This window comes from Streptomyces sp. 71268 (genome assembly GCF_029392895.1).
Taxonomy (GTDB): Bacteria; Actinomycetota; Actinomycetes; order Streptomycetales; family Streptomycetaceae; genus Streptomyces.
In genome coordinates this window covers 7,016,892-7,032,454 of record NZ_CP114200.1, presented here as the reverse complement: position 1 = coordinate 7,032,454, position 15,563 = coordinate 7,016,892, and the positions used below count along the sequence as shown (strand labels likewise).

Here is a 15,563-nt window from a genome sequence, read left to right as displayed (position 1 = left end):
CGGGCCACGGGCCCGCGAGTCAGGCTGGGGCCCGTCCCACCCCCCGGGCGCCGGCGGCTGGGTGACAGGGTCGGATCACCCTGGGCCAGTGTCGGGGTCGGGATCGGTGGCCAGGCGGAAGGGCGTGCCGTTCCAGAGCGCCGGGGGTGGCTGGCCGACCACGAGGGCGCGCAGAGCGTGCACCAGGGCGACGTGGCCCAGTTCGGTCACCGGCGTCCACGACCAGGGATGCTGGCCGCAGGTGCAGGCGACGGGGACGTCGTCGGCGAGCCAACCACCGTCCACGATGAGCGAAAGCTCCTCCGGGCAGTCACCCTCGGCCGGTCGCTGGTCCACGGCCAGCACGCGGGGCAGGGTGGGTGGCCGCAACCCCAGCGCGGTGGCGACGCGGCCGGCGGCGGCTCGTATCGACTCGTCGGGCCGCAGGATGACGCCCGGCGGCGCGGGCGCACCGCCCCCCGCCACCTGGAGGACGCGCGGCCATGCCCGGCTGACGTCGAGCGGTCGGGCTGGTTCGACGGGACGCCATACGAGCAGGTGAACCCAGGTCTGGCGGGGCGTCACGAGGTGTCTCCAGCCATGTACCGGGCCAGGCTGGCGCACTCCTGGGGGCTGCGGTCACCGAAGGTGCACAGTCCCGCGGTCCGGCTCCCGTCGGACCAGAACCATCCCTCACCGGTGGTGCACTCGACGCGTCGCGCGTTGGGGCAGAGCACGTCCTTGCGGAGGGCGTCGGGGTCGAAGAGGGCGAGTTCGTAGGCGTGCCGGAAGTCGGTGTCGGTGACCGGCGCCCACGTGTCACCGGTCCGCAGGAAGAAGCGGAGCGCTACGTCCTGCACGAGGACGCGGTGCGCGTCCTCGAAGATGAGGTGGGTCAGCACGCGCCATCACCTCGTTCGGGGGCATGTTGGCGAAGACGGTGGACATGCAAAGCCTCGATGGCCTTACGGTGCTGAATGGCATCGCGCAACGCTCTTGCCCGTTCGGCGACCGTCCGGATGGCCCTGCACGTGGCACACGAACTTGACGCTTCAACCTGCGAGTTGGCCGGCTGACGCGTCCGAGTGTCTACCTGAGGGGTGTCGCCCCGTGCCTCGCGATCGCGCTTGTCGAGCAACGCGGCGAGCTTGGCGTCGGGAGGGGTGGGGGCGGGGGGTGTTGGACACGGTGGGGTCCGCTCCTCTCCGTAGTGATGTCACTACCGGGAGCACCGAGGGTCCCCTAGAGTCGGGGGGTCTTCAAGGTGCCTCAAAAGAACGCAGAGTTGGTGGTCGCCCGTTGAATCTCAAGGAACTCAACCCAGACAGTTCACCGCAGGCGGCCTTTGGGGCCAAGCTGCGCAGCGTGCGGGAGAAACGCGGCTGGACACAGGAGGAACTCGGCGAGCGGATCGGGTACTCCGGCAAGCACGTTTCGGCCATTGAAACTGGTCGGAAGTCTCCGACTCGCCGATTTTCGCGGAGCACGGATCAAGCCCTGGGCACCGGAGATGAGTTCGAACGCGAGTGGCGCGAGATCCGACACGGAAGCTTGCTGGAGGGCTTCCCGGAGTTCGTCAACTACGAGGGCCGGGCGGCCGAGATCCGGCTGTACGAGGTTGGCGTCGTGCCAGGTCTGTTGCAGACCCCGGAGTACGCGGTGGCGCTGGCCGAAGGCGCCATCAAACGAGGGGCGATCACACCCGACCAGGCAAGCGAGCGAGTCTCAGTAATCGCCGAACGGCAAGCGGCTCTTGTTCGGACGACTCCGCCGTTGCTGCTGATGGTGCTGGACGAGAGCTGCATCCGTCACCCCGTCGGCGGCCCAAAGGTGATGAACGCCCAGTTCGACCGGCTGATCGAATTTGCGGATCAGCCGAACACGGTCCTCCAGATCGCCCCTTTCGACATGGGGGTACGCCGAGCGTTTCGCCTGCCGATCACGATGCTGACCATGCCAGATCGCTCACTCATGACCTACGCGGAGTCTGCACTACGAGGGCATCTGGAACGAGAAACTTCGTTCGTGCTGCCGATACTGACGGCCTACCATCAGCTACAGGCCGAGGCACTCACCCAAGCATCGTCCGTGTCCATGATCCGTCAGTTACGAAAGGGCTCCCCGTGACGACCGACAACCCCCGCTGGATCAAGTCCTCGTACAGCGACAACGGTGGCCAGTGCGTTGAGGTCGCCGCCAACCTCGCAACCCACGGCACCATCCCCGTCCGCGACAGCAAGGACCCGCACGGTCCCACCCTGGCCTTCAACACCACGGCCTGGACCGCCTTCGTGGCCGGCATCAAGGCCGGCGACTTCACCGCGTAACCACGCTCCACACCGGGCCCCTGCCGCACCCCGACCGAGAGCGGCAGGGGTCTTCGCATGCTGCAAACAGGCTCCTAGTGAGGGCAGTTGACACAAGCAACAAAGTCAATTGGCCGGGAGGCCACTTCCCCGAGACCTGCGCCGGCGACCTACCATCGGTGAGCCGAAGCGCCACGACCGGCATCCCGCTCGCATCCGTGACCGAGCAAGGTCGAAGGGGCACACTCCATGACGACCCAATCCCCCCACTGGATCAAGTCCTCACACAGCAACAACGGCGGCGCATGCGTCGAGGTCGCCGCCAACCTCGCCGCCGCGCACGGCACCGTCCCCGTCCGTGACAGCAAAGACCCACACGGTCCCATCCTCACCTTCGACACCACGGCCTGGACCGCCTTCGTGGCCGGCGTCAAAGCCGGCGACTTCACCGCGTAACCGTGCACCGCCTCAAAGCCCCTGCCGCTCGCGAACCGAACCAGACAGGGGCGTCTACGCCAACGAACTCTTCACGCTTGGTCGTCGCACCATGATCCGCCGGGGGTACGGAGCCGCCTACCTCCACGCCGACGACTGACGACCAGAGCAGCCGTTCCACCGGGTCAGACCCTCTCGTAGCCGTCCTGCGGACAACGCGAGCTGGTGTCTCCGCGCCGCAGGCGGACGGCGCTGCCCGAGTACCCTGCCCTTCCAAGGCTGGCCCGCCCCCGGGGGCGATGGTGGCGCGGGAGAAGCCGTATCGGGCCGCCAACTGATGGGCCTCGCACAGAAGTTGGGGTATACATGCGATTTCTGGAACGGGAACGCGCCACGGTGGCGCGACTGCTACCGGACTTGGACGAAAGCCTGCGGGCAGTGCCCCTGACGGAACTGGAGAGCCAGGGAGGCCCCGGCCTTCGGCTCTTTCGTGACAGCGGCGGACCCGGGCTGGTGGCGCCAGGCAGCCTACAGGGGCAGGGAGCCACCGCCATGGACGCGCTGCGGGTGCAGCGTCTGCTGGGCAGCACGTCGCCGTCGCTGGCAGTGGACACCACTCCGCACCACTTCTCGATGGCCGCCCTTGTCGCCCTGTTAACCTCCGCCCCTGGCGAAGCGGCCATGGACGAGATGCTGGTCAGCGGCCTGGCGGCGGGCAACCGCATCCTGGCGTTCGGCTTCGCCGAGACCGAGAAACACCCCGACGCCGGAGTCCTCTCTCCTTCGCTGCGGGCCACCGAGGACCCTGAAGGTGTGCGGGTCAGCGGGGTGACACGTACGGGTGGCCTGGGCCAGGAGATGGACGTGCTCGTCACCACCGTCATGGCGCCTCGCTGGGACGAGACGGGCGAGGAGCCGGCGTTGATGCTGGTACCTGCGGAAGCCGAGGGGCTGACCGTCGGCGGATCTGGCAGGGATGGTGAGCGGGTCACCCTGGACGGTGTCCTGTTGCCGCCAGACCTGCTGCTGCGAGACTCGTCCCCCGACGGGCAGTTGGACGTGGCGTTGACCACCGGCTTCCTCTGGCTCCAACTGCTGACGACGGGCAGTTGTCTGGGGGCCGCCAGCGGACTGGTCGAGCGCGTACTGCTGGAGGACCGGGTACCCGAGTCCGATCGGATCGGGCTGCTGGTGGAGATCGAAGGCGCGATGTCGGCCGCGGAGGGCGTCGCCCGCCGCATCGACGACGGCAGCCCGGACGAGTCAGCACTCGCCCACGCCCTGCACGTGCGGTACCACGTCCAGGACTGCCTGGCCCGGGTGGTTCCCCGTGCGGTCGAACTGCTCAACGGCCTCGGCTCCACGGCGCCCGAGGAGGTCGATCTCTTCACCGGCTGTGTCGACGGGCTGGCCCTGCACCCGCCAGCGCGCTCACGAATGACCGGTGCGCTGTCGGCGCACCTGGCTGGCGGGCCGCTCACCATCACCTGACCCCGGGCTGTCACGGCCTTCGACACCCGGTCTGAACCGCGTTCGTGGCCGGCATCAAGGCCGGCGACTTCACCGCGTAACCACGTACCACCCCCGGGCCCCTGCCGCATTCCGAACGAGACCGGCGGGGGCCTTCTGCGTGCCACAACTCGGGGGGCCACTCCCCCGATGCCCTACTGACGACCCGGCACCGTCGGCGGCCTCCGCCCCTTGCCCGCCTACCCCAGGCCACCGAGGCGGAGGGCGTCCTCGATCTCGCTGAGCTTCGAGGAGGACAGCACGCCCACTCGCTCGACCAGGTCGTCCCGGGACACGGTGGTCAGCCACGTGCACGGGGTGAAGCCCGGGCGTGGCAACGCGAACCGCAGGACGCCCTCGAAGGGCAGACCGTCCCCGGCACCCACGGCCACTTCGACGGCCAGACCGCTGATGTCGATGCCCGCCGGAGCGACGACCTGCATCGCCCGGAGCCCGGACACCTCGTCTCCCGGCAGCAGCACGACCGGCCGTCGCTTGTCGAAGTCGACCCACCAGACTTCGCCGTGTCGCATGTCTCCTCCTGGCACGGTCTGCGGTGAGGGTGCTGTGTGGGCGAGTGCGGTCGCCGTTGCTCATCGGTGGGTGAAGACCGGAGAGCACGCGATGGTCGCGGGTCACAGCGTAGGCCGTACCGTGCGGGCCGCCGTGAGCCGGAATGCGACACCACCGTGAGGTGCGAGGTTGCGGTCGCGGAACTGCCAGCCACCTCGTGGTCGGCCCTGCTGGACTGATCGCGAAACGCGCTGCCTCCACAGGACGGAACCGTTATGCACGCCGCCACCACCACCGCCTCGGTCCATGACGAACGCCTGCCTCCACGCACCCCGTTGAGCGGGTGGCTGGCCGTGGTCTCGGTGATGTTGGGGATCTTCGTCATCGTCACCACCGAGATCCTGCCGATCGGGCTGCTGACCTCGATCGGGTCCGATTTCACCGTCACCGACGGGATGGCCGGGCTGATGATGACCATGCCGGGCTTCCTGGCGGCGGTCTCCGCTCCCCTGGTGACCGTGGCCACGGCACGTCACGACCGGCGGCTGATGCTGTGCGTCTTCGTCCTCCTGCTGGCGCTCGCGAACTTCCTCGCCGCCGTGGCCCCCGACTACTGGCTCGTGCTGGTCTCCCGGGTCATGGTCGGGATCACGATCGGCGGCTTCTGGTCGATCGGAGCCGGGTTGGCCGAGCGGCTGGTGCCGCCCGCCTCCGTCGGCAGGGCGACTGCCGTGATCTTCTCGGCCGTCCCGCTGGGGTCGGTTCTCGGGGTGCCGGCGGGCACCCTGATCGGTGAACTCGCGGGATGGCGTACCGCGTTCGCCATCATGGGCGCGCTGACCGTCGGCGTCCTGGTCATGCTGGTCCTGTTCGTGCCACCGCTTCCCGCGGGCCAAGCCACCCGGCTGGGTGTGCTCAGCGGCCTGCTCCGTGGCGCGACCACCCGCTTCGCGCTCCTGCTGACGGTCCTCGTCGTACTGGCCCACTTCGGTACGTACACCTACGTGACGCCGTTCCTGGAACAGGTCACCCATGCCGGCGGCGGTCTGATCACCACGTTCCTGCTGCTCTACGGTGCCGCCGGCATCCTCGGCAACTTCCTGGGCGGTGCCTGGGTGGGCCGGCGCCCACGGGCCGTCTTCGGGCTCGCCTCGGCCCTGATCGCCGGCGTGACCCTGCTGCTTCCCGCGTTGGGCCGGTGGGAGGCCGGCGCGGTGGCGCTGCTGATCGTGTGGGGGATCGCGTACGGCGCCGTACCCGTCGCGTCGCAGACCTGGTTCGCCAAGGCGGCACCGCACGCCCCGGAAGCGGCGTCGGTCCTGTTCACCGCATCGTTCCAGGCGACGATCTCAATGGGTGCGCTCGTGGGCGGAGTCCTGCTGGATCGCACGTCCGCGTCCACGGTCATGTCGCTGGGCGGGGGTGTCGCGGTGCTCGCGGTCCTCGCGGTCCTCGTGACAGGGGGCCTTCGGGTCGGGTCGGGCCGGGGCGACACGCCCTGAGAGTCGCGCGTTCCGCCGGGCCCTACGGCTTCTCGGGGCCCGACGGCTTGACGGGGGCCGGCGGCGAGGCCGCCCGGATGAGCCGTAGCTGACCGATCTCGGCGACGTTCTTCATCAACTCGGCGTTCAGCCAGGCGACCATGTGGCCGACGGTGTTGTCCGGAGGGGTCTGCCAGGGCAGCGTGGAGGCGGCGTCCAGGTCGGCGTCGGTGAGTTCGTCGAGGACCGCCAGCCACTGGGTCCGCAGGTCGCGGAGCCAGGCGATGGCCGCGGGTCCGTCGCCCGGCCAGGTGACGTCGGCGCGCTCCCGGGGCGTACGTCCCCGTGCGTGGTCGATGGCGGTGCTCCACCACCAGCCGATGTGCCAGCTCACCCAGCCGATGGTGGGCACGGGAACGGGGTCGGGCTCGGTGTCGGCCCAGTCCGGCCGCCAGTCGCCGGCGGCGTCCGGCCGCACTGTCCAGGTCAGGTCAGCGGGCTCCCACAGGAAATCCTCGGGCGCCAGCCGCTCCAGGTGGTACTCGAAAAGCGACCAGGTCATGTCGAACTGCCAACGCAGCAGGTCTCGGCGGGGGTTGCTCATCGTGCGATCCTCGCACGCGACCGTGTCCGCTTCCGAGCGCCTTTCTGGGAGGACACACACCTGGAGCGTCTTCCCGGGGGAGGGCACCTGGAGTGCCCCGGGGGGAGGCACCTGGAGCGCCCCCGGAGAGTGCGTCTGGCACGCCCCGTTCCCCCGTCGGTGCTGGCCGCTCCGGCGCGTAACCCCGCACGCACCACCCCCCGGTGCCCCGCCGCGCTCCAACCCGGACCGGCGGGTGCCCTCGCCTGCGCCGACGGCCGTATGGAGCGCTCCCACCTTCGCGAACCACGGGACAGGTCAACCGCCCCTTGGTTACAGTCGGTCCGCCGTGGTGGGGCGCCGGGCGGAGGACCAGGGCGCCGGGGCCACGGGCGAAACCGGGGGGATCACGTGGAGATCGAGTTGGCGGATGCCGTCGCCGCTGTGCGCGACAGCCTGATGGAGGCCGCACGGCGCGGCGAGGGGCAGGAGGTCACCTTCGACGTCGGCCCGATCGAGTTGGAGTTCCTGGTCGAGGTCCGCCACGAGGCGCGGGCGAGTGGGGGTCTGCGCGCCTGGGTCGTCACCGCCGACACGGAGGGTACGGCGGCGCGTAGCCGTGGCCACCGGGTGATGGTGACCCTCACCCCCCGGCGCGGTGACGGCCCGGTGCGCATCGCCGCGCAGGGGCGGGGCCAGGCGTCCGACCCCTTCCCGGGCGGCGGCACCGCCGGCCGACGGCCCAGGTGACGAGGCTCGTTTCCAGCGTTCAGCGGTGACATCGGTACGGAACGGGGGGGCGTCCGGTGAGTGGTAGCCGTGTGGTGCGGGTGGCATGGGCGGGCTGGGGGGCCGGTTACGAGATCGCGCCCGGGCTGGTGCTGACGGCCGCACACGTCGTGGGCGCGGTCGGCTCGCCGGTCGGCGTCGCCCGGATCGGGACGAGCGTCGACCATCCCGGGCTCGTCGTGTGGCGCGGGATGCCGGAGGGCGGCGGCGGCGCCCAGCACGCGTCCCACACGGACGTCGCGCTGGTGCGCGTCACCTCGGAGAGCTGGGAGCCCGCCGGGCCCGCCCAGGTGTCGTGGGGGCGGATCGCCGGCGACAGCGCGTCCGTCGCGTGGCGCGCCACCGGTTTCCCGCACACCGAGTACCGCTCCCGCGAGTCGGAGCAGGCGGAGGGCCGGATCAGCCCCCTCAACGGGCTGGTCGGCGGCGTGTACGTGCTGGACGGCACGACCTACCGGCCCAGGGGAACCAGAGATTCCGCCTGGAACGGGATGTCGGGGGCGGCCGTGCTGTGCGGCGACTTCGTGGTGGGCGTCGTCGTCGCCGACATACCCGACCGCGTCCCGGCGCGGCTGGAGGCGGAACCGGCCATCGTCCTCCTGCACGACGTGTCGTTCCTCGCGGCCCTGGACACGCACGGGGCGCCCGGCCCGCACGTGCCACAGCCCGTGGAGTACGCCGACCTCGCCGACCCCGACCACCACACCGTGCCGCGCCACCCGCCGCGCTCGGCCGTGGAGTTGCTCCACCCGGCGCGCGCGGTCGTGCCCTTCCACGGCCGGGCGGCCGAGCTGGGCGCGCTGACCGCCTGGACCGAGCAGACCGACAGCGAGGTCGCCGTCGTGCACGCCCCCGGCGGCCGGGGCAAGACCCGGCTCGCGGTGGAACTGGCCCGAAGCCTCCAGCCACGGTGGTCCGTCGTGTGGTTACGGCCCGGCGCCCGGCCGGCGCACGACACGTGCGCGCCCGGACTGCCCCTGCTGATGGTGGTCGACGGGGCCGACGGCCGCGTCGAGGAGGCGCGGGCCGTGCTGGACTTCACCGCGCGACACCGCGAGGCGCCGGTCAAGGCGGTCCTGCTCGCCCGCTCGGCCGGCGACTGGATCGAGGAGGTCGCCGGGGACTCCCTGCAGCGCGGCGCGATGCTCTCGACCGCGCTGGTGCGTGAACTCCCGGAACTGCCGCTGGGCGGCCCCGACGGCTACCGCGACACCGCCCGCGCCCTGGCCCACGGGTTGGAGTCGCTCTCCGGCCACGACGGGCCGGCATGGCACGGGTACGCCGCGCGCACCCCGCCGCCCCTTCCCGAGGGCACCCACGGCTCCCCGCTGACCCTGCACATGGCCGCCCTGGTGCACCTGCTGGACGCGGCGCGGGGAGTGGCGGCCAGCCCGGGAGACGCGTCGGCCGTCGAGAAGCGGCTGCTCCAACACGAGCGGGCGCACTGGCGCGGCACCGCCCGGGCCTCCCGGCTCTGTCCTCCCCTGCTGTGGCGGATGCTGGAGGACGCGGTGGTGGCGGTCGTGGCGCTGGGGCCGCGCGGGCCGCGCGAGACGACCGCCGTGCTCGCCCGCGTGCTCGGCACCGACCAGGGCGGCGCGGCACCCGGCGACCTGCGGGCCGTGCACGCCTGGGTGCGGGCCACGCTCCTGGCCGACGGTGACGCCGCCGTACGCCTGCGACCGGACCGGCTGGCCGAACGGCTGGTCGGCGAGCGCGTGCGGGACGACCCCGGCCTGGTCGACGCGCTGCTGCCGGCCGCCACACCCGACCAGGCCACCAGTTTCCTCGCCCTCGTCACCCGGGCCTGCGTACGGGGCGCCGGCCCCGACGGCGGGACGCTGACCGACTGGTGCCTGCGGCACCCGGCGGTGCTCGGCCCGGCGGCCGTCGCCCTGGCGTCCCGCCTGGAGGAGCCGGCCCCGCTGCTGGCCGCGCTGGAAGCGCTCGTCGACCGCCCCGACGCCGGGTTGGACGAGTTGGAGCACCTGGCATCGGCCGTCCCGCCACACCCGTACCTGCTGGCCCCCTGGGTGCTGACCCTGCACCGGCGCATCGTCGCCGCCCACCGGCTGCGTGCCGCAACCGACCCGGCGGCGCGCCCGGGCCTTGCCGTCGCGCTGCGCGAGATCTCCAAACGCCTGTCGTCCGTGGGCGAGCGGGAGGAGTGCCTTGAGGCGGTACGGGAGGCGTACGACCTGTGGCGGGAGATCCCGCCGGACCACCCGCGCCACCAGGCCGAACGCGGGGCGTGCCGGGTCAACGCGGCCATCTTCCTCAGCGACGTCGAACGCCGGCGGGAAGCGTACGAGGCGGCGACGGAGGGCGTGGAGCTGCTGCGGGCCGCGCTGCGCCCGGACGACCCGGAGAGCCGGGTGGACCTGGTGAAGGCCCTGGACACGCGCGCGGCGGCGGCGCGCCTGCTCGGCGACCACGACACGGCCTGGCGCGTGATCGAGGAGAGCCGGCGACTGTGTGAGGCCCTGTGGGACGGCGATCCCGAGGCGCACGACACCCTCATGGTCAACCACCTGAACAACCACGCCATCGTCGCGATGGAGTCCGGCCGCCGCGACCTCGCCCTGGCCTCGACCCGCAGGGCCGTCAGGCTCCAGCGGCGGCTCGCCGAGGAGAACCCCGACGCCGCGTTGTCGGGACTCGCCCTGGTGCTGGCCACCGCCTCCTCCGCGGCCCAGTTGGCCGGCTCGCACCGCGAGGCGCTGGCCCACATCCGCGAGTCCGTCGCCCTCCGCAGACGGCTCGCCGAGGCGCGCCCGCGCGCGTACCAGGCCGACTTCGCCAACAGCCTCAACAGCCTGGCCATCGACCTCGGCAACCTCGGGCACCAGGCCGAGGCGCTCGACGCCGCCGAGGAGGCGGTGGGGCTCTACCGCGACCTGGCCGACGAGCGACCACACATCCACACCCCCCGCCTGGCACTGGCCCTCAACACCCTCGCCACGCAACGCCAGACCAGCGGCTACCGCCTCCGGGCACAGCGGGTCGCGAGCCAGAGCGTCCACCTCTTCCGCGAGCTGGCCCGCGCCGAACCCGACGGCTTCCGCAACCTCCTGGCCATGGCCCTGACCACCCTCGCGGGCACGTTGCGGTCCGAGGACGGGACGCCACGGGAGACGGCCCGTGCGGCCGGCCACTTCCGGGAGGCCGCGGACATCCTGCGGGAGCTGGCCGCCTCCGCGCCCGGGGCCCACCTGCCGGACCTGGCCGCGTGTTTGAACAACCTGGCGGGTGCCCACCTCGCACTCGGCGAGCCGCAAGCGGCCCTGGCGACGGTCCGGGAGTCCATCGAGCTGAACAGCGCGGCGGAACGGGACCTGCCGGCGGCCTTCGCCGAGCCGATGCTCAGGAACTGGCTGACCGCCATGCGCGTCCACTACGACCTCGGGGACCTCGAGAACGCGCTCGAAGCCGCCGAGGAGGCCCTGCGACGGCTGCGTACGCTCTCCGTCGAGGCTCCCCTGCGCTACGAGACCGACCTGTGGAGCGTCCTGGCGACCACCGGGGAGTTGCTGTGGATCGGCGGACAGCACGAGGAGTCCCTCAGGCGGTCCCGCGAGGCGCTGGACATCAAAGGCGGCTGGGTCCGGCGGGGCGACAGTCAAGAGCGCCAGGAACACCGGAGCGAACAGGCCGACGACCTGGAACGGCACGCGCGACGGCTGTGGTGGCTCGGCCGCCCGACGGAGGCGGCCACGGTCGCGGACGAGGCCCGCGCGCACCGGCGCGCCGCGCACCGGCACCGCGGCGACGAGGCCAGCGGGCTCGCCCTGGCCCGCTCCGAGGCGCTGCTCGCCGAAACGCTGGAATCCCGTGGAGACTGGCAGGGCGCCCTGCCTCCGGTGAACAGCGCCCTCGCCGGGCTCCGCGCGCACCATTCCGGTGACCCGTCCGACCTGCGCGCCGAGCTGACGAACGTACTCCTGCGCCGAGCCCGCGTGCTGTGGCGTACCGGTGACCCGTCGGCGGCGGTCGCGAGCGTCGACGAGGCGCTCGCGGTGGCCCGCACCGACGCCGAACCACCGCTCGCCGACACCGTGGTGGGCGACGCCCTGCTGCAACGGGCCGTGCTGCGCTTCGAGATGGCAGCCGCCTCGGACGCGGCCCCGCCGGCGGCCGCCCTGCCGCCGCTCGCCGAGGCCGTCGAGTTCTGCGCGGCACTGCCGGACGACACCTGGGGCACGGCGCTGCGCGCCGGGTCGCTGCACGCGTTCGCCCTGTGCGCGGCGACCGTGCCGGGCAGCGGGGAGGAGGCCGCCACCGCGAGCGAGGACGCCGTGCGAATCCTGCGCCGCCTCAACGAGGACGGGCCCCCGCCACTGGGCCCCGTGCTGACCGAACTCCTCGCCGGGCAGGCCCGGGTGCTGGCCCTGACCGGGCGGGCGCGGCAGGCCACGGAGGTGGCGCGGGAGGCTGTCGGGCGGGCCCGCGAGCACGCGGCCGGGGAGCCCCACGCCCACCGGGAACTGCTCGCCCACGCGCTGGCCGGCCTCGCCCGCGCCCGGTTGGCGGCGGGCGACCGCTCCGCCGCCGCCCGCGCCACCTCCGCCGAGGCCCTCACCCTCTTCCAGGGTCTCCTCGCGGAACAGCCCCTGGCCATGGCCCGGTACGCCGGCGAGGCGCGGGAGATCCACGACCTGCTGCACGCGGACCGCGCGGGGGCGCCGGAGCAGCCGGCCCCGTCTCCGTGAGCGCGTGCCGCGCGCGTCGCGCGGGGCTCCGGGCGGTGAGGTGCGTGGTGGCGCGTGGTCGGGGTGGCGCGTGGTCGGGCGCGTCCGGTGTCGGGTGGCGCGCGGTCGGCGTGAGGGCCGGTGACTTTCCCCCGTACCCTCGCCGCGCGCCAGGCGGCGTGCCACGCGGCGTGTCAGCGGTGCTCAGCCGGTGGGCGTCGGCTGGCGCAGGAAGTCGAGCAACAGGTGCGTGGTCTCGGACGGCCGCTCCAGGCTGGGCAGGTGACCGGCCCACGGCAGTTCCACGTGGTCGGCGTGCGCGAGCAGATCCGGCAGCCGGGCGGCGATCCGCCGGAAGTCGGTCACGTCGTGCCGGCCCGACACGGCCAGGCAGCGGGCCTCGATCGCCGTGAGGTCGATCTCGGCCTGGAGCGGCCGGAACTCCTCGTCGACGGCCAGTTGCACCTCGAAGGCGTGCCGCTGCATCCGGCGTACCGCTTCCCGGGCGGCCTCGTCGGCCTCCGGGCCCAGCCAGGTGTCCACCATCAGTTCCGTCGCGCCGGCGACGTCCCCCGCTTCGAGCAGCGCGTCCTCGCGCGCACCGATCGCCCGCAGGTCGGCCGATGGCTCGTGCCCGGGGAAGGCGGAGCACAGCAGCGCCATGGCGCCCACCCGCTCGGGCCACCGCGCGGCGACCTCCAGCGCGACCCGCCCGCCGTACGAGGACCCCACCAGGGTCACCCGCTCGATGTCCAGGCCGTTTAGGAGGTCCAGCACGTCGTCGGCGTTGCTGTGCGGCCGGTCCGGAGCGGGCGTCTCGCCGAAGCCCCGCAGGTCACAGCGCACCAGTCGGTAACCGGCGTCGATCATGGCTGGCCACTGTGGGTCCCACATCCGCCGGTCACACACCCCGGAATGCAGCAGCAGCACCGCGGGACCGTCGCCGGCCACGTCATGAGAAAGCGTCATCCGGCAGACCCTACGCAGGAACCCTCCGCGCCGCCTCCCAGTAACCGCCGCCCACCCGGCCCGGTCCAACCCTCCGGGGCCAACCCCGTCGGTACACCCCCCGCCCGGCGACCAGGCCGACGCGGCGCTCCGGCGCGTTGACGGGCCTGTCAGACTGCATGGCATGGACATCGTTCAGAGGAACAACGTCACCGTCGCCGGCAACCCCCAGGGCCCCACGGTCGTGCTGGCCCACGGGTTCGGCTGTGACCAGAACATGTGGCGGCTGACGGTGCCCGCTCTGGCCGATGCGTACCGTCTGGTGCTGTTCGACTACGTGGGGTGTGGACGCTCGGACCACTCGGCCTTCTCCGAGGAGCGCTACGCCTCGCTGGAGGGTTACGCGCGGGACGTGGTGGAGGTGTGCGCGGCGCTCGACCTGCGGGAGGCGACGTTCGTGGGCCACTCCGTCAGCTCGATGGTCGGCGTGCTGGCGGCCGAGCTGGCCCCGGAGCGGATCGGAGCCCTGGTGATGGTCGCCCCCTCCCCGCGGTACATCGACGACGAGGGCTACCACGGTGGGTTCAGCGCGCAGGACATCGACGAGTTGCTGGCGAACCTGGACTCGAACTACCTGGGCTGGTCCGCGGCGATGGCTCCGGTGATCATGGGTCACCCGGACCGGCCCGAACTGGGCGAGGAGCTGAAGAACAGCTTCTGCGCGACCGACCCGGACATGGCCCGCGTGTTCGCCCGTACCACGTTCCTGTCCGACACCAGGGACGAACTCGGGCGGGTCAAGGTTCCGACGCTGGTCCTTGAGTGCGCCCAGGACGTGATCGCTCCCCGCGAGGTCGGCGCCTTCGTGCACCAGGAGATCTCCGGTTCGACGCTGGTGACGCTCGACACCACCGGCCACTGCCCGCACCTGTCCGCGCCCGAGGCCACCAACAAGGCCATCCGCGAGTTTCTCGCCGGGCTCCGTTGATGGCCGACACCGATCATCAGCCCGAGCCCTACGAAGCCGACGACGAAGAGAGGCCCGATATCCAGAGTCACCGCGACTCCGCCCCGGACGCGGCGTTCGCCGCGTTGCTGGAGGACAGCGCCGAGGAACTGTACGAGGCGGCGCCGTGCGGCTACCTCTCCACGCTGATGGACGGCACCATCGCGAAGATCAACGCGACCCTGCTGGACTGGCTCGGCATGGAGCGGGGCGAGGTACTGGGCCGGCGGCGGTTCGTCGACCTGCTGACCGTGGGCGGAAAGCTGTACCACGAGACGCACTACGCGCCCCTGCTGCGGATGCAGGGTGACATCAACGGCATCGCGATGGAGCTTCGGTGCGCCAACGGCGACCGGATGCCCGTACTGGTCTCCTCGGTGGTCAAGTACGGCGACAGCGGCGCTCCCCTCCTGATCCGCACTACCCTCTTCGACGCCCGGGACCGCCGCGCGTACGAGGAGGAGTTGCTGCGCGGGCGCAAGGTCGCCGAGGAGGCCCGCAGACAGGCGGAGGCCGACCGCGCCCGGTTGCAGGACGCCCTCGCCGTACTCCAGAAGTCCCTGCTGCCCGACACCCTGCCCATGGTGCCCGGAGTGGAGACGGCGGCCTACTACCACATCGCCTCCCCCGACCGGCTCGGCGGCGACTTCTACGACGTGTTCCGCCTGGACGGCGAACGCTTCGCCTTCTTCCTCGGCGACGTGTGCGGCAAGGGCCCGCAGGCCGCGGCGGTCACCTCGCTGACCCGCTACACCCTGCGCGCCGCCGCGTTGCACGACGCCGACCCCGCCTCGGCCCTGACCACCCTGAACACCGTGCTGCACGACCGCTACACCGGCAGCGGGGACCCGCGCTACTGCACCGCCATCTTCGGCATCCTCACCCCCGGCGCCAGCCCCGGACAGCACACCGTCCGCCTCGCCTCGGGCGGCCACCCACCGGCCGTCGTGCTGCGCGCCGACGGAACGGCCAGCTACCTGCCCACCCCGGGCGGCCTCCTCGTCGGCGTACTCCCCGACGCGCACTTCACCACCGCCGAGACCACCCTCACCCCCGGCGACGCCCTCCTGCTCTACACGGACGGACTCACCGAGGCCCGTACCGGCGCCGACCGCACCAGTCTGTACGGGGACGAGGCCCTGCTGGAGTTCGCCGCCGACCACGCCGGCAAGTCCGCGCCTGACATCATCGGAGCCCTGACCGACCTGCTCGCCAGCTTCGGCGACGGCCTCGACGACGACACCGCCCTGCTCGCGCTGGGCGTCCCGCCCCTCACCGCCCTGCCCTAACCCCGCCCCCGCCCCCATCCGGTGTCACTTCCACGAA

The 15,563-nt window shown here is 72.3% G+C and carries 14 protein-coding genes; 9 read left to right on the top strand and 5 right to left on the bottom strand.

Annotated features, from left to right (window positions below; all coding sequences use genetic code 11):
* Nucleotides 1-75 precede the first annotated feature (75 nt).
* Together OYE22_RS28110 and OYE22_RS28105 are read right to left on the bottom strand one after the other, a co-directional pair.
* On the bottom strand, nucleotides 76-564 hold the full coding sequence (locus OYE22_RS28110; protein WP_277322997.1) for a hypothetical protein: 489 nt from the start codon (nucleotides 562-564) through the stop codon (nucleotides 76-78).
* Nucleotides 561-881 (bottom strand): hypothetical protein, encoded by a 321-nt coding sequence (locus OYE22_RS28105; protein ID WP_277322996.1) that lies wholly within the window; start codon nucleotides 879-881, stop codon nucleotides 561-563. The genes OYE22_RS28110 and OYE22_RS28105 overlap by 4 nt, the downstream gene beginning before the upstream one ends.
* Nucleotides 882-1,278: 397 nt before the next feature.
* On the opposite strand from OYE22_RS28105, the gene OYE22_RS28100 reads away from it, so the two are divergent.
* The 4 genes from OYE22_RS28100 (at nucleotide 1,279) to OYE22_RS28085 (ending at nucleotide 4,211) form a co-directional block, all read left to right on the top strand.
* Nucleotides 1,279-2,106 (top strand): helix-turn-helix transcriptional regulator, encoded by an 828-nt coding sequence (locus OYE22_RS28100; protein WP_277322995.1) that lies wholly within the window; start codon nucleotides 1,279-1,281, stop codon nucleotides 2,104-2,106.
* The gene (locus OYE22_RS28095) at nucleotides 2,103-2,306 is read left to right on the top strand and encodes a DUF397 domain-containing protein (protein WP_277322994.1); all 204 of its coding nucleotides are present in this window, start codon (nucleotides 2,103-2,105) and stop codon (nucleotides 2,304-2,306) included. Before OYE22_RS28100 ends, OYE22_RS28095 begins: the two co-directional genes overlap by 4 nt.
* 228 nt (nucleotides 2,307-2,534) lie before the next feature.
* Nucleotides 2,535-2,741 carry a DUF397 domain-containing protein gene (locus OYE22_RS28090; protein ID WP_277322993.1) on the top strand — a complete coding sequence of 69 codons (207 nt, stop codon included), beginning with the start codon at nucleotides 2,535-2,537 and terminating at the stop codon, nucleotides 2,739-2,741.
* 531 nt (nucleotides 2,742-3,272) lie between these two features.
* A complete protein-coding gene (locus OYE22_RS28085) occupies nucleotides 3,273-4,211 on the top strand; it encodes an acyl-CoA dehydrogenase (protein WP_348652251.1) in 939 nt (312 codons plus the stop codon).
* A 218-nt stretch (nucleotides 4,212-4,429) separates the two neighbouring features.
* Here OYE22_RS28085 and OYE22_RS28080 read toward each other — a convergent pair whose 3' ends face one another.
* Nucleotides 4,430-4,762 (bottom strand): type II toxin-antitoxin system PemK/MazF family toxin, encoded by a 333-nt coding sequence (locus tag OYE22_RS28080; protein WP_277322991.1) that lies wholly within the window; start codon nucleotides 4,760-4,762, stop codon nucleotides 4,430-4,432.
* 255 nt (nucleotides 4,763-5,017) lie between these two features.
* On the opposite strand from OYE22_RS28080, the gene OYE22_RS28075 reads away from it, so the two are divergent.
* On the top strand, nucleotides 5,018-6,244 hold the full coding sequence (locus tag OYE22_RS28075; RefSeq protein WP_277322990.1) for an MFS transporter: 1,227 nt from the start codon (nucleotides 5,018-5,020) through the stop codon (nucleotides 6,242-6,244).
* 22 nt (nucleotides 6,245-6,266) lie between these two features.
* Here the strand turns inward: OYE22_RS28075 and OYE22_RS28070 are convergent, their stop codons facing one another.
* The gene (locus OYE22_RS28070; protein WP_277322989.1) at nucleotides 6,267-6,827 is read right to left on the bottom strand and encodes a DinB family protein; all 561 of its coding nucleotides are present in this window, start codon (nucleotides 6,825-6,827) and stop codon (nucleotides 6,267-6,269) included.
* A gap of 390 nt (nucleotides 6,828-7,217) precedes the next feature.
* Between OYE22_RS28070 and OYE22_RS28065 the strand changes: the two genes are divergently transcribed.
* Both OYE22_RS28065 and OYE22_RS28060 read left to right on the top strand, forming a co-directional pair.
* Entirely contained in the window at nucleotides 7,218-7,556 is a 339-nt protein-coding gene (locus OYE22_RS28065; RefSeq protein ID WP_277322988.1) for a trypco2 family protein, read from the top strand.
* A gap of 56 nt (nucleotides 7,557-7,612) precedes the next feature.
* Nucleotides 7,613-12,304 (top strand): tetratricopeptide repeat protein, encoded by a 4,692-nt coding sequence (locus tag OYE22_RS28060; protein WP_277322987.1) that lies wholly within the window; start codon nucleotides 7,613-7,615, stop codon nucleotides 12,302-12,304.
* A 183-nt stretch (nucleotides 12,305-12,487) separates the two neighbouring features.
* Here OYE22_RS28060 and OYE22_RS28055 read toward each other — a convergent pair whose 3' ends face one another.
* Nucleotides 12,488-13,252, bottom strand: a complete 765-nt coding sequence (locus tag OYE22_RS28055) for an alpha/beta hydrolase (RefSeq protein WP_277322986.1) — start codon at nucleotides 13,250-13,252, stop codon at nucleotides 12,488-12,490.
* A gap of 163 nt (nucleotides 13,253-13,415) precedes the next feature.
* On the opposite strand from OYE22_RS28055, the gene OYE22_RS28050 reads away from it, so the two are divergent.
* Both OYE22_RS28050 and OYE22_RS28045 read left to right on the top strand, forming a co-directional pair.
* Complete coding sequence (locus tag OYE22_RS28050; RefSeq protein WP_277322985.1) at nucleotides 13,416-14,219, top strand: alpha/beta hydrolase; 804 nt, start codon at nucleotides 13,416-13,418, stop codon at nucleotides 14,217-14,219.
* Nucleotides 14,219-15,526 carry a SpoIIE family protein phosphatase gene (locus OYE22_RS28045; RefSeq protein WP_277322984.1) on the top strand — a complete coding sequence of 436 codons (1,308 nt, stop codon included), beginning with the start codon at nucleotides 14,219-14,221 and terminating at the stop codon, nucleotides 15,524-15,526. Before OYE22_RS28050 ends, OYE22_RS28045 begins: the two co-directional genes overlap by 1 nt.
* Nucleotides 15,527-15,563: the final 37 nt, after the last annotated feature.

What these genes read in the sequence shown, in the direction of transcription:
- OYE22_RS28085 (WP_348652251.1), top strand. Translation starts at nt 3,273, where the DNA reads ATGGACGCGCTGCGGGTGCAGCGTCTGCTGGGCAGCACGTCGCCGTCG.
- OYE22_RS28075 (WP_277322990.1), top strand. Translation starts at nt 5,018, where the DNA reads ATGCACGCCGCCACCACCACCGCCTCGGTCCATGACGAACGCCTGCCT.
- OYE22_RS28080 (WP_277322991.1), bottom strand. Translation starts at nt 4,762, where the DNA reads ATGCGACACGGCGAAGTCTGGTGGGTCGACTTCGACAAGCGACGGCCG.
- OYE22_RS28055 (WP_277322986.1), bottom strand. Translation starts at nt 13,252, where the DNA reads ATGACGCTTTCTCATGACGTGGCCGGCGACGGTCCCGCGGTGCTGCTG.
- OYE22_RS28050 (WP_277322985.1), top strand. Translation starts at nt 13,416, where the DNA reads ATGGACATCGTTCAGAGGAACAACGTCACCGTCGCCGGCAACCCCCAG.
- OYE22_RS28045 (WP_277322984.1), top strand. Translation starts at nt 14,219, where the DNA reads ATGGCCGACACCGATCATCAGCCCGAGCCCTACGAAGCCGACGACGAA.
- OYE22_RS28090 (WP_277322993.1), top strand. Translation starts at nt 2,535, where the DNA reads ATGACGACCCAATCCCCCCACTGGATCAAGTCCTCACACAGCAACAAC.
- OYE22_RS28070 (WP_277322989.1), bottom strand. Translation starts at nt 6,827, where the DNA reads ATGAGCAACCCCCGCCGAGACCTGCTGCGTTGGCAGTTCGACATGACC.